The following is a 22,291-nucleotide window of genomic DNA, read 5'->3' on the forward strand; positions in this document are numbered from 1 at the left end:
TGCCCACGCCGCCTCCGGCGCGGCGCCCGGCGCGGCCGCGACTACCGCCGGCAACCCGGCGCTCGTGTCGCAGGTCGCCACGCATCTGGCGCAGGCCAAAGGCGTGCGCGCGCAATTCACGCAGACGCAGACGCTCGCCGCGATGAAGCAGCCGCTCGTGAGCAGCGGCACGTTGCTGTTCTTTCGCGAGCGCGGCGTGATCTGGCGGATCGACACGCCGTACAAGGCCACCTACGTGATCACCGACGCCGGTGTCGTGCAGGTCGACGCCGCCGGCCGGCGCGTGACGACGCAGGGCGCGCAGGGCACGCGCGGCGTCGCGCAGGTCTCGAAGATGATGCGCGCGATGCTCGGCGGCGATCTGTCCGCGCTGTACTCGCAATTCGACGTGAGCGCCGAAGGCAGCGCCGCGCAATGGCGCATGCGCTTCACCCCGAATCAGCCGCAGCTCGCGCAATCGATCAAGGGTCTCGAGATGAGCGGCGGCGACTATCTGCAAGGTCTGCGCATCATGCTCGCGAACGGCGACGTAACGAAGCTCGAGTTCGCGAACAGCACGGCCGTCGCCGAGCCGACGCCGGCCGAGCGCAGCCTGTTCGGAGCGCCATGATGGACGCGCTGCAGCAGCGGTCCGCGAAACAGGCCTGGGGCGTGCGCGCCGCATGGCTCGTGCTCGCGCTGCTGGCGGCGCTGTATTGCGGCTGGCGCTTCGCGGGGCCGTCGCCGCTCGAAACCAATCTGCTCGCGCTACTGCCCGCGACCGAGGCCGATCCGGTTGCCGAAAAAGCGGTCGACGCACTCGCGAGCGCGCTCGGCGACCGCACCGTGTTGCTGATCACGAGCCGCGACGACGCGCATGCGAAGGCGGCGGCGAAGCAACTGGGCGCGTCGTTGCAAAAGAGCGGCGCATTCGGCTCGGTGACGGCCGAGCTGCCGCCGTTCGATCTGTCGCAGATCGCCGCGCTGTACATGCCGTATCGCTTCGGCCTGCTGGCGCCGGCCGATCGCGCGGCGCTTGCCGGTGCCGGCGCGACGACCTTGCACGACCAGCTCGCGCAGCGCCTCTACAGCCCGCTGCAAGGCGGTCTGAGCACGCCGCTCGCCGACGATCCGTTCGGCTGGCTCGAACGCTGGCTCGGCGGCCTGCCGCTCGCGACGTCGAATCTCGAAGTCGAGGACAACCTGCTGGTCTCGCATCGCGGCGATGCGCACGGCGACACGACCAGCGTGCTGATCGTCGCGACGCTGCCGGGCTCCGCGTACGAAACGAAGACGCAGCGCGCGGTGCAGGCGGCGCTCGCCGACGCCGAAAGCGCGTTGCGCCGGACGTTCCCCGACGTATCGGTCGCGCGCACCGGCGCGGTGTTCTACGCGCAAGCGGCGCGCAGCGCGTCGGAACGCGACGTGCATCGGATCGGCCTCGTGTCGCTGGGGGGCATCGCGCTGCTGATGATGTGGGTGTTCCGCTCGCCACGCCTGTTGCTGCTCGGTTTCGTGTCGACGGCGCTCGGCATCGTCTGCGCGCTCGCGGCCACGCTGCTGATCTTCGGCAAGCTGCATCTGCTGACGCTGGTATTCGGCGCGAGCCTGATCGGCGAGGCCGTCGATTACTCGATCCAGTACTTCGTCGTCTATCTCGGCGCGGGGCGCGGCTGGGATGCGCGGCGCGGCGCGCGCACGGTGCGGCCCGCGTTGACGGTGGCGCTGGCGACGAGCCTGCTCGGCTACGCGATCCTGACGTGGGTGCCGTTCCCGGCGCTCAGGCAGATCGCGTGTTTCGCGATGGTCGGCATTGCGATCGCGTTCGCGTCGGTGCTGTGGCTGCTGCCCGCGCTGCTCACGCGCGCGCCGAAGCACAGTCCGCGGCGCCTGTTCGCGGGCGCGGCGCGCCTGCTTGCGCACTGGCGGCGCGCGCTCGGCGGCAGGCGCGCGTGGCTGATCGCGGCGCTGCTGCTGGTCGTCGCGGTGCCGGGCTGGCTGCGCCTCACCAGCGACGACGACATCCATCTGCTGATCCAGCGCGATGCGTCGCTGGTCGCGCAGGAAGACGAGGTGCGCGCGGCGGTCGGCATCGACAACAGCGCGCAGTTCTTCGTCGTGCGCGGCGCGACGCCGGAAGCGGTGCTGCAACGCGCCGAAGCGCTCGGCGCGAAGCTCGACGCGCTGAACGGCGGCGCGAATGGTGTCGGCGGCTATCAGTCGGTCGCGCAGTTCGTGCCGTCCGCGCAGCGCCAGAACGACGACCGCGCGCTGCTCGCGCAGCACGTGTTCGACGATCCCGCCGCGTTGCGCGCGACGCTGCTGCAGGCGGGCTTCAAGGACGAAATCGCCGCTGCGTGGCTCGCCGCCTATGCGAAACCGCAAGCGCCGTTGAGCGTCGAGCGCTGGCTCGCGGCGCCGTGGTCGCAGCCGTACCGGCATCTGTGGCTCGGCGCGGTGGAGTCGCCCGAACGGAACGGGCGCAGTTACGCCGCCGTCGTGATCCCGCAAGGCGTGACGCCGCGCAACGAGTCCGCGCTGATCGCGCTCGCGCGCGGCCTGCCCGGCGTCGTGTTCGTCGACAAGGCCGCGAGCGTGTCGAAGCTGTTCGGCGCGTATCGCGTGGATAGCGGCTGGTGGCTGGGCGGCGCGCTGGTGCTCGTACTCGCGCTGCTGACGTTGCGTTACCGGCTGAGCGGCGGTATCGCGACGACGCTGCCCGTGCTGCTCGCGGTCGGCGTCGCGCTCGCGGTCTTCGGTTACGCGGGCGTGCCGCTCAATCTGTTCAACTGGCTCGCGCTGATGCTGGTGCTCGGCGTCGGTGCAAACTATGCGGTGTTTCTGCGCGAAGGGTGTCTGCGCGCGGATGCGGATCTCGGCGCGGTGTGGACCGGCGTATTGTTGTCGGCGGCCACCACGCTGTTGTCGTTCGGCATGCTCGGCATGAGCGGGATGCCCGCGTTGCGCAGCTTCGGCACGACGCTCGCGATCGGCATCGCGGTTGCGGTGCTGCTCGCGCCTGTCGGTATGCCATCAGAATCACGGAGGGCGGCATGAAAGCGCCATCGGTTTATTTGCACGCGCTCGGCATGATCAACGCGCTCGGCGGCGACCTCGACGAGATCGTGCCGGCGCTTGCCGCCGCGCGCGCGCCCGGTATGGGCAACATGCATACCGGCATCGGCGATGCGTTCGTCGGCAGCGTGCTCGCGCCGCTCGATCTCGCGCCGCGCGCCGATCTAGCGCGCTACGACTGCCGCAACAACCGTCTGCTGCTCGCGGCGCTCGCGCAGATCGCGCCCGCGATCGAAGCCGCGCGCGAGCGCTACGGCCCGCAGCGCATCGGCGTGGTGCTCGGCACCAGCACGTCGGGCATCGAGGCCGCCGAAACCGCGTTCGTCTATCAGGCGCAGGCGGGCGAGCTGCCGGAGAACTTCAACTACCGGCAAATGGAAATCGGCACGGTCGCGCCGTTCGCGGCCGCCGCGCTCGGCGTGCAGGGGCCGGCGTTCACGATCTCGACTGCGTGCACGTCGAGTGCGAAAGCATTCGCGTCGGCGCGCCGGCTGCTGCAATTGCAGTTCTGCGACGCGGTCGTCGTGGGCGGCGTCGACTCGCTGTGCGAGCTGACGGTGCAGGGTTTCGCGTCGCTCGAATCGACCAGCACCGTGCGCACCAATCCGATGAGCCGCAATCGTCGCGGGATCAACGTCGGCGAGGGCGCGGCCGTGTTTCTGATGAGCCGCGACGAAGCGGCGGTGCGGCTCGCGGGCCTCGGCGAATCGAGCGACGCGCATCATATTTCGGCGCCGGACCCGCTCGGCGTCGGCGGCGAACTCGCGCTGCGCGAGGCGCTGGCGGATGCGGACATTGCGGCATCGGCGCTCGGCTACGTGAACCTGCACGCGACGGGCACACAGAAGAACGACGAGATGGAAGCGCAACTGATGGCGCGCGTGTTTCCGGACGGCGTCGCCGCGAGCGGCACCAAGCCGCTGACCGGCCATCAGCTCGGCGCGGCCGGCGCGACCGAACTCGGTCTCGCGTGGCTCACGCTGGCGCGCGACGACGTGAGCTTGCCAGTGCATCTGTGGGACGGCGAAGCCGATCCCGCGCTGCCCGCGCTCGATCTCGTGCAAGGCGTGCGCCATCTGCCGCGCGGCGCCGGCACGCAGTACGCGATGAGTAATTCGTTCGCGTTCGGCGGCAGCAATGTCAGCCTGATCCTCGCCCGGTGACGCGCATGAGCACTCCGCAACTCACCCTAGAACAACTCGCGCGGCAGCCGATCGACGCGCTCATCCCGCACCGCGGCAGCATGCTGCTGATCGACGCGGTCGACACGTTCGCCGACGCCACGCTGAGCGCGCACGCGAGTGTCGATCCGCACGCGTGGTATGCCGACGCCGACGGCGCGATGCCCGCGTGGATCGGCATCGAGCTGATGGCGCAGGCGATCGCCGCGCACGTCGCGCTGCTCGCGCTGCGCGGCGGCGGCCGCGCCCGTCCCGGCGTGCTGCTCGGCTCGCGCAGCTATCGGGCGCTGCAGCCGGCTTTCAGGCGCGGCGCGCGCCTGCGGATTCACGTGAGCGAGCTGCTGCGCGGCGAGGCAGGCCATGGCGCGTACGAATGCACGATCGACGACGGCGACGCGCGCTGCGCCGAGGCCATCATCAAGATCTTCCAGCCCGCCGATTTCCAGTCATTCATCGAAGGGAGTGTCAGTTCATGAGCCGGCGTGTTCTCGTGACCGGCGCAAGCCGCGGCATCGGCCGCGCGATTGCGTACAAGTTGGCCGCCGACGGCTTCGCGGTGTCCGTGCATTGCCGCACGGGACGCAGCGAAGCCGACGCGGTCGCGACGGGTATCGCCGCGCAGGGCGGCACGGCGCGCGTGCTGCAATTCGACGTGCGCGAGCGCGCGGTGTGCCGCGAGGTGCTCGGAGCGGACGTCGCCGCGAACGGCCCGTATTACGGCATCGTGTGCAGCGCGGGCGTGACGCGCGATGCCGCGTTTCCCGCGCTGACCGACGAGGACTGGGACGTCGTGATCGAAACCGGGCTCGACGCGTTCTATAACGTCGTGCATCCGCTGACGATGCCGATGGTGCGCGCGCGCAAGGGCGGGCGCATCGTCACGATCGCGTCGGTGTCGGGCGTGACCGGCAACCGCGGCCAGGTCAACTACAGCGCGGCGAAGGCCGGGCTGATCGGCGCCACCAAGGCGCTCGCGGTCGAGCTCGCGTCGCGCAACATCACGGTCAATTGCGTCGCGCCGGGGCTCGTCGAAACCGGCATGCTCGAACAGATGACGCTCGAGCACGCGCTGAAGACGGTGCCGATGAACCGCGTCGGCCAGCCGGCCGAGGTCGCGTCGGTCGTGAGCTTTCTGATGTCCGATGGCGCGTCGTACGTGACGCGCCAGGTGATCGGCGTGAACGGCGGGATGATCTGATGAAACGTGTCGTCATTACCGGCATGGGCGGCGTGAGCGCGTTCGGCGAGAGCTGGCAGGCCGTCGCGGCGCGCCTCGCGAGCGGCGAAAACGCGGTGCGGCGCATCGCCGAATGGGACTACTTCGAGGCACTGCATACGCGGCTCGCGTGTCCGCTGCCGGGGTTCACGACGCCCGCGCATTATCCGCGCAAGAAGACGCGCTCGATGGGGCCGGTGTCGCTGTATGCGGTGCGCGCGAGCGAACTCGCGCTCGCCGATGCGGGCCTCGCCGATGACGCGAGCATCGCCGACGGCCGCATGGGCGTCGCGTACGGCTCGTCGTCGGGCTCGGTGCAGCCGCTTCGCGCGTTCGGCACGATGCTCGAAACCGGCTCGATGACCGGCGTCACGTCGAACAGCTACGTGCAGATGATGCCGCATACCACGGCGGTCAACGTGAGCCTGTTCTGGGATCTGAAAGGCCGCATCATTCCGACCTCGTGCGCGTGCGCGTCGGGCAGTCAGGCGATCGGCTACGCGTACGAGACGATCCAGTCCGGCAAGCAGACGCTGATGCTCGCGGGCGGCGCGGAGGAATTGTCGGGACCGGCGGTCGCGGTGTTCGACGCGCTGTACGCGACCAGTACGCGCAACGACGAACCGCATCTGACGCCACGCCCGTTCGATGCCGCGCGCGACGGCCTCGTGGTCGGCGAAGGGGCGGCGACGCTGGTGCTCGAAGAGTACGAACACGCGCTCGCGCGCGGCGCGCGGATTCACGCGGAGGTGGTCGGCTTCGGCTGCAATTCGGACGGCGTGCACATGACGCAGCCGACCGCCGGCACGATGGCGCTCGCGATGCGGCTCGCGCTGCGCGACGCGCAACTGCCGCCCGAGGCGATCGCGTATGTGAATGCGCACGGCACGTCGACCGAGCGCGGCGACATCGCCGAAAGCGAAGCGACCGCGCGGATCTTCGGCGCGCGCATGCCGATCAGCTCGCTGAAAAGCTACGTCGGCCACACGCTCGGCGCGTGCGGCGCGATCGAGGCGTGGTGGACGATCGAGATGATGAAGCGCAACTGGTACGTGCCGACGCTGAATCTCGAGAACGTCGATCCCGCCTGCGCGCCGCTCGACTACATCGTCGGCGCGCCGCGCGAGATCGATGCCGAATACGTGATGAGCAACAACTTTGCGTTCGGCGGCATCAACACCTCGCTGATTTTCAGGCGCGTTCGATGAGCGTCGCGCCGCAACGCGTGGTCGTGACCGGCATGGGCATCGTGTCGTGCCTCGGCAATACGCTCGACGACGTCTCGGCCGCGTTGCGCGCGGGCCGCCCGCGCATCGAGCGGATCGACGCGTGGCGCGAGCGCGGCTTCGGCTCGCAGGTCGCGGGCGTCGCGTCGGTCGCGCGCGAGGCGCCGTTCGAGCGCAAGCTCGAGCGCTTCATGGGCGACACCGCGCGCTTCGCATGCCATGCGGCGCGCAGCGCGATCGACGATGCCGGGCTTACGCCCGACGCGTTGCGCTCGCCGCGGGCCGGCGTCGTGATCGGCTCGGGCGTCGGCACGATATCGAGCTATGACGTGGCGATCGGTATCGCCGACGCGCGCGGCGTCGACAGGGTGCCGCCGTACACGGTGCCGCATACGATGAGCAGTACCGCGTCGGCCAACGTCGCGCAGGTGTTCGGGCTCGAGGGCGTCGGCTATTCGCCGTCGTCGGCATGCACGACGTCGGCGCTTGCGATCGGCCAGGCGATGCAGTTGATCCGGACCGGCCGCCAGCAGATCGTGCTCGCGGGGGGCAGCGAAGCGCTGCACGACAACATGACGCTGCTGTTCGATGCGATGGGCGCGCTGTCGCGCGGTTTCAACGACACGCCGTGGCGCGCGTCGCGTCCGTACGATACGCGGCGCGACGGTTTCGTGATCGCATCGGGCGGCGGCGTGCTGGTGCTCGAAGCGCTCGATCACGCGCTCGCGCGCGGCGCGCGCATCCATGCGGAGCTGAGCGGATTCAGCGATTGCACGGATCACGCGGGCATGGTCGCGCCGCGCGCGGCGGGCATCGCGCGGGCGATGCGCGGCGCGCTCGCCGAAGCGGGGCGCCGCCCCGATTACGTGAACACGCATGCGCCGTCGACGCCGCTCGGCGACATCGAGGAGCTGCATGCGCTGCGCGACGTGTTCGACGCGTCGGAGCAGGGCGTGCCGGCGTTTTCGTCGACCAAGGGCATGACCGGGCATTCGCTCGGCGCATGTGGCGCGCACGAAGCGATCTACACGCTGCTGATGATGCGCGACGGTTTTATCGCGGGGACGGCGCAACTCGATGCGCCGGAGCCGGAAGTGGCGGGCATGCCGCTCGTGCGCGGCGCGCGCGCGGCGCGTATCGACACCGCGATGTCGGTTTCATTCGGGTTCGGCGGCAGTTGCGCGAGCCTGGTGTTCGAAGCGTGGCGAGGCGTCTGAAGCGCGGCGGCGGATCGGGTGTGGGTGCCGCAGCGTCAATCCATGTCCGCCGCGACCTTTACCGCGGCGACATTGACGAGGGTTTCGCGACGCTTGCCGGGCCGTGGCCGGTACAGACCGAGCCGTTCGAGCAGACCGAAGTCTTTCGCGCGGCTCCACCACAGGTAGGGCAGCGAAACGTTGCCCGGCCCGAACCGGAAGCCGCCGCGTCGAATCATGTCGAGGTAGCCGTCGGCGCTCTTCTGGACATGCATCGGATGACGGAACAGCAGCCGGATTACCCACGACCTGATGTACGCATCGGTCGATTCGGCGAACAGCAGCACGCCGCCTGGTTTCAGTACCCGGCGGAACTCGGCGAGCGCGCGTTCCTGCTCGACGAGATGATGGAACGTTTGATGGCAGAACACGATGTCGGCGCTCGCGTCGGGCAGCGGCAAACGCGCGCAGTCGCCATGCAGCAGTTCGATGTCCGCGACCGCGTCGCGGCACGCACCGGCCGCCCGCGCGGCGAGCGTCAGCGACGGCGCGTGGTAATCGACGCCGACGATGCGGCGCGGTTTGAACGCGCCGGCCAGCAGGCGAAACGAAATGCCTTGCCCGCAGCCCGCGTCGACGATGACCGGCGCGGCGGGCAACGGCGTATCGATCAGGCGCTTCAGGTCGTCGATCGCGACCCGCAGTACGTGATGTTCCCAGGTGCGGGTGCGCAGGAACCAGATTCCGAAGGCCGTCTCCGGCACAAAGGGCACACTGGACATTCGGGATGACGACACGATGCACTCTCCGGTGAGACGTCGTTCTTGCTGTCGGAGGCCCGATTGTAGCGAGAAGTCCGTGTATTGCGCGATGTTGCGCGATGCATGAAACCCCCGCATGCATCGCAGTGCGCATGCAAACCGTTGGAGCAAAAGATTGAATAGCAATTCTTCAGAACGGACCGCGGTCGACGTCGCGATCATCGGCGCGGGCCCGGCCGGCGCGGTCGCCGCCGCGCTGTTGCGCCGCGCGGGCCGTTCCGTGCTCGTGCTCGAGCGCCAGCATTTTCCGCGTTTCTCGATCGGCGAGAGCCTGTTGCCGCAGAGCATGGCGTATCTCGAAGAGGCAGGCATGCTGCAGGCCGTCGTCGAAGCAGGCTTCCAGTACAAGAATGGCGCGTATTTCGTGTATCGCGACCAGAGTTCGTCGTTCGACTTCCGCGACAAGTATTCGCCCGGCTGGGGCACCACGTATCAGGTCGAGCGCGCGCAGTTCGACGACCTCCTGATTCGCTGCGCGGCCGGGCTGGGTGCCGACGTGCGCTTCGGCCATACGGTGCGGCAGGTGCGCACGGGCGATGCGCCTTCGCTCGAGGTGGCCGACGACGCAGGCCTCGCGTATCGGGTCGATGCGCGCTTCGTGCTCGATGCGAGCGGTTTTGGCCGCGTGCTGCCGCGCCTGCTGAATCTGGAGACGCCGACGCGGATGCCGACGCGCGCCGCTATCTTCACGCACGTACGCGATGGTCTGACGCTCGATGCCGTCGATCGCAACAAGATCTGCATCGCCACGCACCCCGAGCGCCGCGACGTATGGTTCTGGATGATTCCGCTCGCGGGCGGCCGCTCGTCGGTCGGATGCGTGGCCGAGGCGAGCTTTCTCGACGTGCCGGAGCCGCGGCGCGAAGCGACGCTGCGCGCGCTGATCCAGCAGGAGCCGACGCTGAACCGGCTGATCGGCAACGCGCCGTTCCTGATGCCGGTGCGACAGATCGGCGGCTATGCGGCGAACGTCGAGCGTCTGCATGGACCGGGCTACGCGCTGCTCGGCAATGCGGGCGAGTTCCTCGATCCGGTGTTTTCGTCGGGGGTGACGATCGCGCTGCGCTCCGCGCATCTTGCCGCGCGCACGCTGAACCGGCAACTGGACGGCGCGAGCGTCGACTGGTCCGCCGACTACGACGTGCCGCTGCGTAAAGGTATCGATACGTTTCGCGCGTTCGTCGAGCGCTGGTACACGGGCGAGCTGCAGGACATCATCTATTACCCGGACCAGACGCCGTCGATCCGGCGCATGATCTGCGCGGTGCTCGCGGGCTATGCATGGGACGAGTCGAATCCGTATGTCGCGGATCCGGTCAGGCGGCTCGATACGCTGCATGAAGTGTGCAAACAACGCTGAGGTAGCGGGCGGCACAGGGTGACAAAAAAACGGCGCTTCGGGATCGAAGCGCCGTTTTGCCGTTCAGGCCGCGATCCGCGCCCGCCCCGGCACGTGCTGCCGCGCGTCGCCGCGGCGATGCACGCGCTTGCCGGCTGCATACGTCTCGTACACCGCGCGATCGTCGCCGAGCAGCGCGAACGCGAACAGCAGCTCCTCGAGCGATTCGCGCCGTGCGGTACGGCGCGCGAGCAGCGGCGTCGCTTGCGGATCGAGCACGACGAAGTCCGCTTCCGAGCCCGCCTTCAGCGTGCCGACCTTGTCGGCGAGATCGAGCGCTTCGGCCGCGCCGGCGGTCGCCAGCCAGAACATGCGCGTCGCCGTCAGATGATGGCCGCCGAGACGCGCGACCTTGTGCGCCTCGTTCATCGTCTGCAGCATCGAGAACGACGTGCCGCCGCCGACATCGGTCGCCAGCGCAACCGGCATGCCGGCCGAGTCGGCCTTGTCGAAGTCGAACAGGCCGCTGCCGAGGAACAGGTTCGAGGTCGGGCAATGCGACGCGAGCGCGCCGGTTTGCGCCATGCGCCGGCGGTCTTCGTCGTCGAGATGGATGCAATGGCCGTACACCGCGCGGCGGCGCAGCAGCCCGTAGTGATCGTAGATGTCGAGATAGCTGCGGTGGCCGGGGAACAGCTCGGCCACCCATTTCACCTCGTCGGTGTTTTCCGCGACGTGGCTCTGGATGAACACGTCCGGATGCTCGCGCGCGAGCGCGCCGCACGCTTCGAGCTGCGCCTCGGTCGAGGTCGGCGCGAAGCGCGGCGTGAGCGCGTACATCTGCCGGCCGCGAGCGTGCCAGCGGCCGATCAGCTCGGCGCTGTCGTCGTAGCCCGATTGCGCGGTGTCGCGCAGGAACTCGGGACAATGGCGATCCATCAGCACCTTGCCCGCGACCATGCGCAGATTGCGCGCCTCGCTCTCGGTGAAGAGCGCGTCGGCGGACTCCTTGTGGACCGTGCAGTAGACGAGCGCGGTCGTCGTGCCGCAGGCGAGCAGTTCGTCGACGAAAAAGCTCGCGGTGTCGCGCGCGTGCGCGGCGTCGCCGAAGCGGCGCTCGGTCGGGAACGTGTACGTGTCGAGCCACGGCAGCAGGCCCGGCGCCGGCGACGCGATCATGTCGGTTTGCGGATAGTGGATGTGCGTATCGATGAAGCCCGGCACGATCAGCTTGTCGCGCCGGTCCTCGACGCGCGTGCCGGGCGCGAGCCGCGGCGCGAGCGCCGCATACGCGTCCGCCGCGACGACGCGGCCGTCTTCGACGATCAGCAGACCGTCTTCATGGAACACCGCCCCATTGGGTACGTGCGCGGGATCGCCGTTGAAAGTCAGCAGTTGCGCGCGGAAGGCGGATTGCGTCGCGGGCGCGGGGTGAGCCGTCTCAGTCATGGAAAAACTGTCTCCGAATGTTAAAAGCTGGGCGGCGGCGGTTGCTCGATGCGGGTCACGTTCAGATGCCCGCACGAAGCGAAACCGCCCGCCGCCTGTTGAAGCCCATCAGTGGAAGCCCATCAGTGCGGACCGTCCTGTTGCCAGTGCGCGTCGAGCTTGCCGATCAGCGCGTCGCGTTCCCCGGGCGTCACGAACGACGCCTCGAAGCCGTTGCGGATGATCGTGTAGACCTCGGCGTCGTTGAGCTTCAGCGCGTCGATGGTGGCCAGATAGTTCGCGTTCACGTAGCCGCCGAAATAGGCCGGATCGTCGGAATTCACCGTGACGGCGACGCCGCGATCGAGCAGGTCCTTCAGCGTGTGTCTGGTCAGATCGTCGAACACGCACAGCTTCAGGTTCGACAGCGGGCACACGGTCAGCGCGACGCGCGTATCGGCGAGCCGCGTGACGAGCGCCGGGTCTTCGATGCTGCGCACGCCGTGATCGACGCGGTCGACCTTCAGCACGTCGAGTGCTTCGTAGATATACGACGGCGGTCCTTCCTCGCCCGCATGCGCGACGAGTTTCAGACCGAGCGCGCGCGCCTTCGCGAACACGCGCTCGAACTTCGACGGCGGATGGCCGCGCTCCGACGAATCGAGACCGACGCCGATCAGCCGATGCCGGTACTGCTCGAAGAGCGGCCGCGCTTCGTCGAAGGTGGCGAGCGCGTCTTCCTCGGACAGATGGCGCAGGAAGCACAGAATCAGCTTGCTCGACATGCCGCGCTGTTCCGCGTCGGCGAGCGCGCGTTCGATGCCGGCCACCACCGTCGCGATCGGCACGCCGCGTTCGGTGTGGGTCTGCGGGTCGAAGAAGATTTCGCTGTGGATCACGTTATCGGCGAGGCAGCGTTCGACGTACGCCATCGTCATGTCGTAGAAATCCTGCTCGTGCAGCAGTACGCTCGCGCCCGCGTAGTAGATGTCGAGAAACGATTGCAGATCGGTGAACGCATACGCGGCGCGCAGCGCGTCGACCGAGTCGTACGCGAGCTTCACGCCGTTGCGCTGCGCGAGCGCGAAAATCAGCTCGGGCTCGAGCGAGCCTTCGATGTGGATATGCAGCTCGGCCTTCGGCGCGCGCGCGGTTTTGTCGGCGAGCGCAGTGACGGTGGCGGGGGTAGCGGTGCTTGTATTCATCGTAGTCTGGAATTTTGTATTGGGGGTCAATCCCGGCGTGGTTCGCGTATCACACCGCCTGCGTCGCGCGGTGCGCGCCCGCGTTCGCCTCGACCGCCTGCAATACCTGCGCGGCGGCCGAGATCGCAATGACCTCGGGCGATTTGTCGACGATGCCGTCGACGCCGAGCGGGCACTTCATCCGCGCGATCCGAGCCGGATCGATGCCGCGCGCCGCGAGCCGGTGCTCGAACTGCTTGCGCTTGCTATGCGAGCCGATCATGCCGAAGAACGCGAAGTCGCCGCGCCGCAGGATGCGCTCGGCCAGTTCGAGATCGAGCGCATGGTTGTGCGTCATCACGACGAAATACGTGTTCGGCGCGGCCTGATCGATCGCTTCGTCGGGCGCGTCGTTCGGATCGATCGCGACGTTCGGCGCATGCAACGTGTCGAGCGGCGGAAACTGCGCGTCGCGCTCGTCGACCCAGCGCACCGTGCACGGCAGCGTCGCGAGCACGCGCACGAGCGCCGCGCCGACGTGACCGGCGCCGAACAGCACGACCGGGAACTCGCCCGGCGCGATCGTCTCGGTCAGCAGCGCGCTGCTGTCGTCGAAGCCGGCGCCGTCCCATAGCAGACAGTCGGCCGTATCGACGCCGGGTTCGGGCTCGGACAGCATCACCGCATCCGGCGAGGGGCCGAATGATACGCTACGCACCGTCGATTGACCCGCCGCGAGCCGCTTCGCGAGCGACGTGATCCAGCCGAGATCGCCGACGTCGAGCCGCTCGAACGCGAGAATCACCGCGCCGCCGCAGCACTGGCCAAGGCTCGGCCCCAGCGCGAAGCGTTCGAGCCGCCGCATATGCGGCGCGCGCATGCCGTCGCGCAGCACCCGGCGCGCGGTCTCGATCGCCTTCCATTCGAGGTGGCCGCCGCCGATCGTGTGTTTCGCCGCCTCGCGCGTGACGATCATCTTCGTGCCGGCCTCGCGCGGCGCCGAACCTTCGACGCGCGCGACCGTGACCAGCACGGCGGCGTCGCCGTGCGCGAGCAGGTGCTGCAGGTCAGTGAGCCAGGCTTGCATCCGGCGGTTCTCCATACGGGGCCGCGCGGGGTGTCCGTGCGGCGGGTTGGGTTGGGCACTCGGCGGTCGTGTCGCGTCGGGCCGGCGGGTGATGCGGATTCGTGCGCATTCATGCGCATTCGCGCAGTTTCTCCTGTTTAGCGTCGCCTGTTCAATATCGCTCGTGCGGTTTTTGCCTGGTGGGCATGTGCTCAGTCCTGCTGTTCGGTTGCCGGAGATTGCGCTTGTGCCTGCGTTTGCGCCGCGGGTTCGGCCGCATTGGCCAGCTGCAACGCCTCCAGCGCATCGAGTATCGCCTCGGGCGTGGCCGGCGCGCGCAACGGCGGAGCATGTCGCGCGCCCGGCACCGCGGCGGCGAGCGCATCGCGAATCGCGAGAAACACCGAGAACGGTAACAGCAACGGCGGTTCGCCGACCGCTTTCGAGCGGAACACGGTCGGCTCCGCGTTGCTGTTTTCGTAGAGCCGCACATGAAACGCGGCGGGCGTGTCGCTGACCGCCGGAATCTTGTACGTCGACGGCGCGTGCGTCATCAGACGGCCCTCGCGGTTCCACCATAGCTCCTCGCTGGTGAGCCAGCCCATGCCCTGGATGAAGCCGCCTTCCACCTGGCCGAGATCGATCGCCGGATTGATCGACTGACCGGCGTCGTGCAGCGCGTCCACGCGCACGAGCTTCCATTCGCCGGTCAGCGTATCGACGACGACCTCCGACACGGCCGCGCCGTACGCGAAGTAATAGAACGGATGACCGGTCAGCGTCTTCGCATCCCAATGCACCTTCGGCGTCGCGTAAAAGCCGTCCGACCACAGTTGCACGCGCGCGAGATACGCGGCATTCACCAGTTGCCCGAACGGCATCGCGCCACCGTTCGACGACACGATGCCGTGCGCGAACTGCACGTCCCCGGCATGGCCGCCGAGCTGCCGGGCCGCGAGTTCGGCGAGCCGCGCGCGGATCGTCCGCGCGGCGGCTTCGGCGGCCTTGCCGTTCAGATCGCTGCCGGTGGAAGCCGCGGTCGCCGACGTGTTCGCAACCTTCGACGTGTCCGCCGATGTCACCCGCACGCGCGATAACGGCAGGCCGAACTGGTTCGCGACCACCTGCGCGACCTTCGTGTTGAGCCCCTGGCCCATCTCGGTGCCGCCGTGATTGACGAGCACCGAGCCGTCCTTGTACACGTGCACGAGCGCGCCGGCCTGATTGAGAAACGGCACGTTGAACGAGATGCCGAACTTGACCGGCGAGAATGCGAGGCCGCGCTTGAGCACCGGGCTGCGCGCGTTGAACGCGGCAAGCGCCGCGCGGCGCGCGCGATAGTCGCTCGAGTCGAGCAGCGCATCGGTGAGCGGCGCGATGACATTGTCCTCGACCCGCTGCCCGTACGGCGTCGTATCGCGTTCGCCGACGCCGTAGTAGTTCGCGAGCCGCACGTCGAGCGGATCGAGCCGCAACTCGCGGGCGATGCTGTCGAGCAGCACTTCCATCACGAGCGCGCCCTGCGGGCCGCCGAAGCCGCGAAACGCGGTGTTCGACTGCGTGTTGGTCTTGCAGCACAGCGCGACGATATCGACGTCGGACAGGTAGTACGCGTTGTCGAAGTGGCACACCGCGCGCGTCGCGACCGCGCCGGACAGATCCGCCGAATAGCCCGCGCGCAACGCGATCTCGACGCGCACGCCAAGCAGGTGACCCTGATCGTCGAAGCCCGCTTCGTACTCGTAGACGGCGTCGTGGCGCTTGCCGGTGATCATGAAGTCGTCGTCGCGGTCGGCGCGCAGCTTGACCGGCCGGCGCAGGCGCTGCGCGGCGAGCGCGGCCACGCACGCGAACAGCGCCGACTGCGATTCCTTGCCGCCGAAGCCGCCGCCCATGCGCCGGCATTCGCACACGACGTTATGCGCGGGCCAGTCGAGCATATGCGCGACGACCTGCTGCATTTCGCTCGGATGCTGCGTCGAGCTGTAGACGAGCATGCCGTCCATTTCCTTCGGCAGCGCGTACGCGATCTGGCCTTCCAGATAAAACTGCTCCTGGCCGCCGACTTCGAACGTGCCGGCGAGCCGATGCGGCGCGGCGGCGATCTTCGCATCGGGGTCGCCACGCCGCAGATGCAGCGGCGGCAGCACGAACTGCTTGGCGGCCTTCGCGTCGGCGGCGGTCAGGATTGCGTCGAGCGGTTCGTAGCGGATCACGTCGTCGCTTTTCGCGAGCGCGGCGGCGCGGCGCGCGAGCTCGTGCGTTTCGGCGATCACCGCGAATACCGGCTGGCCGAGATACAGCACTTCGCCGTCGGCGAGAATCGGATCGTCGTGCAGCACCGGGCCGCAATTGTTTTCGCCGGGGATGTCCTCGGCGGTCAGTACCGCGATCACGCCGGGCGCGTTCCTGACCGCGTCGAGATCCATCGACACGATGCGCGCATGCGCATGGCGCGACAGGCCGAGCGCGGCGTGCAGCGTGCCGTGCAGCTCGGCGATGTCGTCGGTGTAGGTCGCTTCGCCGCTCACGTGCAGCGCGGCCGATTCATGCGGCAGCGGCACGCCGATCGACGCGTCGTTCAGTATCGCGGCGTGCTGGCCGGCATGGCTGCCCGCGCTTTCGACAAAGGCATCGGTACGGTTCATCACGGCGCCTCCCTGGCGATGGCCGTGTCGGCTTCGAACGCGAACGCGTTCACGTCGCAAAGCGCGAGCGGCGCGTCGTCGCGCGTTTCGAGGTAGAAGCGCCACAGCAGATTGCGCGCGACCTTCAGCCGGTACGCGCTCGACGCACGCATGTCGGTGAGCGGCTGGTAATCGGCGGCGAGCGCGTCCATCGCGCGGCGCGCGGTCGCTTCATTCCACCGCGCGCCATTGAGCGCCGCTTCGGTTTGCGCGGCGCGCTTCGGCGTGGCCGCCATGCCGCCGAACGCGACGCGGGCCGCGCGGATCGCGCCGTCTTCCGCGAGGTGCAGCGCGAACGCCGCGCACACCGCCGAGATGTCCTGGTCGTAGCGCTTCGACACCTTGTACGTGCGAAAGCGCAGATCGCCGGCCGGGCGCGGCACGCGCAGCGCGGTCACGAATTCGCCGGCCGCGAGCGCGGTCTTCTGATAGCCGGTGTAGAACGCGTCGAGCGGCAGCGTGCGCGTCGCGCGAGCGCGGCGCAATACGACCTCGGCGCCGAGCGCGAACAGCGCGGGCATCGAATCGCCGATCGGCGAGCCGTTCGCGACGTTGCCGCCCAGCGTGCCGGCATTGCGGATCGGCCGCGACGCGAAGCGCGTCCACAGTTCGGCGAGTTCGGGGTAATCGGCGGCGAGCGCGGCGAACGCGTCTTCGAGCGTGGCGGCCGCGCCGATCGTCAGCGTCTGCGCGTCGCGCGCGATCGCTTTCAGTTCGGCGACGTTGCCGACGTACAGCACGTCGCCGAGCGCGCGGAACTGCTTCGTGACCCATAGGCCGACGTCGGTGCTGCCCGCGACGATGCGCGCATCGGGATGTTGCGCGCGCAGCGTCGCGAATGCGTCGAGCGTGACGGGTGCGTAGAAAGCCGATGCGCCGAACGAGGCGCCGCGCGCGTCGGGCGCATGGTATTCGAACGTGTCGGTACGTCGCAGCGCGCGCAGCGTGGCCACGACGGTTTCGCGATCGAGCGCGACGCGCGGATGCTGCGCATAGTCGAACATCTTTTGAGCGGCCTCGACGATCGGCCGGTAGCCGGTGCAGCGACACAGATTGCCGGACAGCGCGGCGTTGATTTCATCGCGGGCCGGCAGGCCGGCGCCGGCCGGCTGATTTTCGTACAGCGCCCACATCGACATCACGAAGCCGGGGGTGCAGAAGCCGCATTGCGAACCGTGGCAGTCGACCAGCGCCTGCTGCACCGGATGCAGCGCGCCGTTCGCGGCGCGCAGGTCTTCGACGGTGAACAGGGCGCGGCCGTCGAGCGTGGGCAGGAACTGGATGCACGCGTTGACCGCCTTCAGCGCGAGGCCGCCGCGCGCGTCGAGTTCGCCGACGACGACCGTGCACGCGCCGCAATCGCCTTCCGCGCAGCCTTCCTTGGTGCCGGTGCAGCGCAGATCCTCGCGCAGGTGCTGGAGCACGGTGCGCGTCGCCGGGACGCCCGCGACCTCGCGGACGGACCCCTGGTGATAGAAGCGGATGGTTTGCGTTGTCATGGCGAATCGAAAGACACTGCGGACCGGGCGCGCGTTACGCATGGGGTCGCCGAAGCCGGCCTCGCGCACGTAGATCGCCATCCAGATTCGAAGATAGCACTACCCCGGCCTGAAAATATTTCCCGGATCGCATGAAGCATATGCGGCGGCGGCCATGATCTTTGTACGATTCGCGCGGTGGCGGGAAGTTGCGCGAGGCGGCGAAGGGGCCGGAAGCGGGAAGGCGAGGGGGCAGATGAAATGTAACGGACGCTGGCAACAAAAAAACGCCGGCATTCGGCTGCCGCCAACAGGCGACACGAAGTCCGGCGCGATTTCCGCGATTTCCGGTATGTAGCGGGATGGAATCCAGCAGCGGCCGAAACTCGCCGAGCCCGCCTCCGCCCGGCTCAACCCACCTCAGGCGATCCGCCGCCGGTTCCGAGCCAGGCTCAACGCCAGCGCCAGAAACGCAACGACGAATCCCACCAGCGACCACATCGGCAGCGTCAGCCCGAGGATCGGCGGATAGGCGGTCTCGCACAGGCCGGCGACCTTGAACACGCCCGGCAGCCAATGCGCGGGCGGCAGGCTATCGACGACCGGTTGCAGCGCGTCGAAGCCGCAGCTAAAGCCCGGATTTGCCTGGATATACACGTGACGCACCGCGGTCGCGATGCCGGCCAGCGCCGACAGCGCCGCGAGCACTTCGAGCACGCGCACGCCGCGCCAGGTATTCAAACGCGAGCCGAGGAACGCAAAGATCGCGATCAGCAGGAAGAAATAACGCTGGATGATGCACAACGGGCACGGATCTTCGCGCATGAAAAACTGCAGATACAACGCACCGCCCACCAGGGCGACGCAGATCAGGCCGAGCAGCACCAGCAGGGCGCGCTCGCGGCGCAGCATCGCGGAATCGTTATTCATGGGTCGTCGATCTATTTGAAAAACGGAAAAAGCGGGTGCCCGGATTCTAGCGCGAACCCCCGTCCGGCCGCTTATTGCCAGACGATTGCCGCGGCCGCCCGACGAACCGCGCCGGGCTCAGCGGATCGCGTTGAGCACCGCCTCGGCGCCGCGGCCGATCGCGAGCAGCGCGTCGTCGGCGTGCGGCGCGCCCGCGAGCATCAGGCCGACCGGCGCGTCGCCGCGCAGATGGCACGGCAGCGACAGCGCGCAGCTATCGAGGAAGTTGAACGCGCTCGGATTGCGCAGGATCAGCGCATTGGTGCGGGTAAACGCATCGTCGTCGTGCAGCAGGTCGGCGAGACGCGGCGGCACGACCGGCACCGTCGGCGCGACGATCGCGTCGAAGCGCTGCCACAGCGTGCGCGCGGCTTCGTCGAGCATCGCCTCGCGCTCGGCGAGCAGATCCAGATAATCGATCGCGGTAGCCGGCTGGCCCTTCAGGATACGCGCGAGCACGCGCGGATCGTACTGGTCGCGATGCCTGTCGAGCAGCGGACGATGCCACGCATACGCTTCGATCGACGAAAAGCCGATGCGGTTGATCTCCGGCAGCCGGTCGAGCGGCGCGAAGCGCACTTCGCTGACGATCGCGCCGGCTGCCTCCAGGTGCTTGAGCGCGGTGTCGATCGCGCGCGCGACGTCGGGCTCGACGCCCGCGGTGACGAAGTTGGTCAGCACGCCGAGGCGCACGCCTTCGAGCGGACGCGCGGCCGGAATGCGCGGCTCGAGCCCGGCGAGCATCCGGTCGACCAGCGCGCAGCACGCGACCGACACGCCGATCGGGCCGAACGAATCGAGCGTCGACGACAGCGGCACGCCGCCCTGCTTCGGAATGCGCGCGGCGGTCGGCTTGAAGCCGGTCAACCCGCACAGCGCGGCCGGAATGCGGATCGAGCCGCCGGTGTCGGTGCCGAGCGCGATCGCCGCCATCCCGTCGGCGACCGAAGCCGCCGCGCCCGACGACGAGCCGCCCGAAATCCGCTCGTCGCCCTTCACGCCGCGCCGGTACGGCGACAGCGGATGGCCGTAGTGCGGATTGAGGCCCAGCCCGGAAAACGCGAATTCGCTCATGTTGGTGCGCCCGACGATCACCGCGCCGGCCCGCTTCAGCCGCGCGACCGCGACCGCGTCCGCCTTCGCGGGCGGCGCGTCGGCGAGCGCGACGGAGCCCGCGCGGGTCGGCTGGCCCTCGATATCGAACAGATCCTTGACCGACACCGGAATGCCGGCGAGCGGCGACAGCACGGTGCCGGCCGCGCGCAGACGGTCGTGCGCGTCGGCGGCGGCGCGCGCGGCGTCGGCGTCGACGTGGGTGAACACAGCCGCGCCCTGGCCAGCCGGATCGGCGATTCTGCCGAGCGCGGTTTCGACGAGCGCGCGGCTCGTGGTGCGGCCGGCGGCGAGATCGGCGGCAAGCTGGGCAAGCGGCGGGAACGGGGTGAATTCAGTGGCCATGATGTCGGTGGGAAGCAGATTGAGCGCAGTTGCGCGGCGGCGGACTGGCGAGCCGGCGGATCGTGTCGTCCGCATTGTAGAGCAAGGTTTTACGGGCGCGCGCGGCCTCGGACTCGCCGCGCCATGTTTCGCGCAAACGCGTCGAAACGATGCCGGTCCGTTTGTTACACTGCGCTTTCCGTGATTACGTTTTTGTAAGGAACGCGCTCATGCATCATGGCATCGGCTTTATTCAGGACCTGGCCGTCGTGATGGCGTTCGCCGGCATCGTCACCGTGCTGTTCCATCGGCTGAAGCAGCCGGTGGTGCTGGGCTATATCGCGGCCGGGGTGATCATCGGGCCGTACACGCCGCCGTTCCAGTTGATCCACGACGAACAGACGATCCAGACGCTCGGCGAACTCGGCGTCGTGTTCCTGATGTTTTCGCTCGGACTCGAATTCAGCCTGCGCAAGCTGTTCAAGGTCGGCGTGACGGCGATCGTCGCCGCGCTCTCCGAGATCGTGCTGATGCTGTGGATCGGCTATGAGATCGGCAGCGCGTTCGGCTGGAATTCGATGGATTCGCTGTTTCTCGGCGCGATCCTCGCGATCTCGTCGACGACGATCATCGTGAAGGCGCTGTCCGATCTGGGACTCAAGCGCGAGAGCTTCGCGCAGCTCGTGTTCGGCATTCTGATCGTCGAGGACATTCTCGGCATCGCGATGCTGGTGCTGCTCACGGGCATCGCACAGACCGGGCAACTGAGCGCCGGTCTCGCCGCGATCACGCTCGGCAAGCTGATGCTGTTCATGATGGTGTCGCTGCTGGTCGGCGTGCTGCTCGTGCCGCGCGCGCTGAATTACGTCGCGCGCACGCACAGCGACGAGATGCTGCTCGTGTCCGTGCTCGGCTTCTGCTTCGGCTTTTGCCTGCTCGTCGTCAAGCTCGACTACAGCATTGCGCTCGGCGCGTTTCTGATCGGCGCGATCATGGCCGAGTCGCGTCATCTGCACCGTATCGAGCATCTGATCGCGCCGCTCCGGGATGCCTTTTCCGCGATCTTCTTCGTGACGATCGGGCTGATGCTGAACCCGGCCGTGATGCTCGACTACGCGTGGCCGATCGTGGTGATCACGCTCGCGGTGATCGCCGGCAAGATCGTGTCGTGCGGGCTCGGCACGTTTCTCGCGGGCCGCGACGGGCGCACCGCGATGCGGGTCGGCATGACCGTGTCGCAGATCGGCGAGTTCTCGTTCATCATCGCGTCGCTCGGCCTCACGCTGAAGGTGACGAGCGCGTTTCTCTATCCGATCGCGGTTGCGGTGTCGGCGCTCACCACGCTCACGACACCGTATCTGATCCGCGTCGCCGATCCGCTCACGCGCCGGCTCGCGCGGGCGATGCCCGATACGCTGTCGAACGCGTTCGGTCTCTATGGCCAGTGGCTGCGCAGTCTCAGCACCGCGCGCGGCGAGCCGACGCTGTTCGGCATGACGCGGCGGATCATTCTGCAGATCGCGGTGAATCTCGCGCTCGTCGCGGCGATCTTTCTGGCCGTGTCGTATAGCGCGCCGCATACGGGCAGGCTGCTCGCGAACTGGCTCGCCGACGCGTCGCTGCAGCGTGTCGTGCAGTGGAGCGTTGCGCTCATCGTGTCGCTGCCGTTTCTGGTGGCCGTGTATCGCAAGACGAAATCGCTCGCGCTGCTGCTCGCCGAAGTCAGCGTGCAGCCGGGTACGGCCGGACGCTTTACGAGCGCGCTGCGTTACGCGATCGCCGACGTCGTGCCGATCATCTCGATGATCGGCGTGTTTCTGCTGGTGGCCGCGCTGTCGGGCAGCATCCTGCCGCCGACGGGGCTGCTCGTCGCGGTGCTGGTCTGCGCCGCGCTGCTGCTCGCGCTCGTGTGGCGCTGGTGCGTGAAGATTCACGCGTCGATGCAGATTGCCTTGCGGGAGACTTTCGAGGAGCAGCCGGACCCCTGACATCCGGGGGATGACCGGTTT

17 protein-coding genes are annotated in these 22,291 nt (G+C 68.4%); 9 read left to right on the plus strand and 8 right to left on the minus strand.

Features of this window, described 5'->3' with window-relative positions:
• The 7 genes from QM685_RS33035 to QM685_RS33065 all read left to right on the plus strand — a co-directional run.
• Positions 1–610 (plus strand): LolA family protein (locus tag QM685_RS33035; protein WP_415123445.1); only part of this gene is annotated, 610 nt, incomplete at its 5' end.
• Positions 610–3,036 (plus strand): MMPL family transporter, encoded by a 2,427-nt coding sequence (locus QM685_RS33040; protein ID WP_415123508.1) that lies wholly within the window; start codon positions 610–612, stop codon positions 3,034–3,036. The genes QM685_RS33035 and QM685_RS33040, both read left to right, overlap by 1 nt.
• Complete coding sequence (locus tag QM685_RS33045) at positions 3,033–4,217, plus strand: beta-ketoacyl-[acyl-carrier-protein] synthase family protein (RefSeq protein ID WP_415123448.1); 1,185 nt, start codon at positions 3,033–3,035, stop codon at positions 4,215–4,217. Before QM685_RS33040 ends, QM685_RS33045 begins: the two co-directional genes overlap by 4 nt.
• A gap of 5 nt (positions 4,218–4,222) precedes the next feature.
• Entirely contained in the window at positions 4,223–4,711 is a 489-nt protein-coding gene (locus QM685_RS33050) for a hotdog family protein (protein ID WP_415123450.1), read from the plus strand.
• Positions 4,708–5,433, plus strand: coding sequence for a 3-ketoacyl-ACP reductase FabG2 (locus tag QM685_RS33055; RefSeq protein WP_415123452.1), 726 nt, complete (start codon positions 4,708–4,710; stop codon positions 5,431–5,433). The genes QM685_RS33050 and QM685_RS33055 overlap by 4 nt, the downstream gene beginning before the upstream one ends.
• Positions 5,433–6,659 (plus strand): beta-ketoacyl-ACP synthase, encoded by a 1,227-nt coding sequence (locus QM685_RS33060; protein ID WP_415123454.1) that lies wholly within the window; start codon positions 5,433–5,435, stop codon positions 6,657–6,659. The genes QM685_RS33055 and QM685_RS33060 overlap by 1 nt, the downstream gene beginning before the upstream one ends.
• Positions 6,656–7,894, plus strand: coding sequence for a beta-ketoacyl-[acyl-carrier-protein] synthase family protein (locus QM685_RS33065; RefSeq protein ID WP_415123456.1), 1,239 nt, complete (start codon positions 6,656–6,658; stop codon positions 7,892–7,894). Before QM685_RS33060 ends, QM685_RS33065 begins: the two co-directional genes overlap by 4 nt.
• 35 nt (positions 7,895–7,929) lie before the next feature.
• On the opposite strand, the gene QM685_RS33070 is transcribed toward QM685_RS33065, so the two are convergent.
• Complete coding sequence (locus QM685_RS33070; RefSeq protein WP_415123458.1) at positions 7,930–8,670, minus strand: class I SAM-dependent methyltransferase; 741 nt, start codon at positions 8,668–8,670, stop codon at positions 7,930–7,932.
• Positions 8,671–8,809: 139 nt separating this feature from the next.
• On the opposite strand from QM685_RS33070, the gene QM685_RS33075 reads away from it, so the two are divergent.
• Complete coding sequence (locus tag QM685_RS33075) at positions 8,810–10,054, plus strand: NAD(P)/FAD-dependent oxidoreductase (RefSeq protein ID WP_415123460.1); 1,245 nt, start codon at positions 8,810–8,812, stop codon at positions 10,052–10,054.
• Positions 10,055–10,117: 63 nt separating this feature from the next.
• Here the strand turns inward: QM685_RS33075 and guaD are convergent, their stop codons facing one another.
• The 7 genes from guaD to QM685_RS33110 form a co-directional block, all read right to left on the minus strand.
• Positions 10,118–11,482: a guanine deaminase gene (guaD, locus tag QM685_RS33080; RefSeq protein WP_415123462.1), complete on the minus strand. Its 1,365-nt coding sequence runs from the start codon at positions 11,480–11,482 to the stop codon at positions 10,118–10,120.
• 122 nt (positions 11,483–11,604) lie between these two features.
• Positions 11,605–12,666 (minus strand): adenosine deaminase, encoded by a 1,062-nt coding sequence (locus tag QM685_RS33085; RefSeq protein WP_415123463.1) that lies wholly within the window; start codon positions 12,664–12,666, stop codon positions 11,605–11,607.
• A gap of 49 nt (positions 12,667–12,715) precedes the next feature.
• Positions 12,716–13,732: a xanthine dehydrogenase accessory protein XdhC gene (xdhC, locus tag QM685_RS33090; RefSeq protein ID WP_415123464.1), complete on the minus strand. Its 1,017-nt coding sequence runs from the start codon at positions 13,730–13,732 to the stop codon at positions 12,716–12,718.
• Positions 13,733–13,923: 191 nt separating this feature from the next.
• Positions 13,924–16,359, minus strand: coding sequence for a xanthine dehydrogenase molybdopterin binding subunit (gene xdhB, locus QM685_RS33095; RefSeq protein WP_415123465.1), 2,436 nt, complete (start codon positions 16,357–16,359; stop codon positions 13,924–13,926).
• Positions 16,359–17,897, minus strand: coding sequence for a xanthine dehydrogenase small subunit (gene xdhA / locus QM685_RS33100; RefSeq protein ID WP_415123466.1), 1,539 nt, complete (start codon positions 17,895–17,897; stop codon positions 16,359–16,361). The genes xdhB and xdhA overlap by 1 nt, the downstream gene beginning before the upstream one ends.
• 399 nt (positions 17,898–18,296) lie before the next feature.
• A complete protein-coding gene (locus tag QM685_RS33105) occupies positions 18,297–18,806 on the minus strand; it encodes a disulfide bond formation protein B (RefSeq protein WP_415123467.1) in 510 nt (169 codons plus the stop codon).
• A gap of 117 nt (positions 18,807–18,923) precedes the next feature.
• Positions 18,924–20,303 (minus strand): amidase, encoded by a 1,380-nt coding sequence (locus QM685_RS33110; RefSeq protein WP_415123468.1) that lies wholly within the window; start codon positions 20,301–20,303, stop codon positions 18,924–18,926.
• A 209-nt stretch (positions 20,304–20,512) separates the two neighbouring features.
• Here QM685_RS33110 and QM685_RS33115 point away from each other — a divergent pair, with 209 nt between their 5' ends.
• Positions 20,513–22,270 carry a cation:proton antiporter gene (locus QM685_RS33115; protein ID WP_415123469.1) on the plus strand — a complete coding sequence of 586 codons (1,758 nt, stop codon included), beginning with the start codon at positions 20,513–20,515 and terminating at the stop codon, positions 22,268–22,270.
• Positions 22,271–22,291 lie beyond the last annotated feature (21 nt).

Origin of the sequence: Paraburkholderia sp. (genome assembly GCF_047605525.1) — a bacterium.
Classification (GTDB): Bacteria; Pseudomonadota; Gammaproteobacteria; order Burkholderiales; family Burkholderiaceae; genus Paraburkholderia.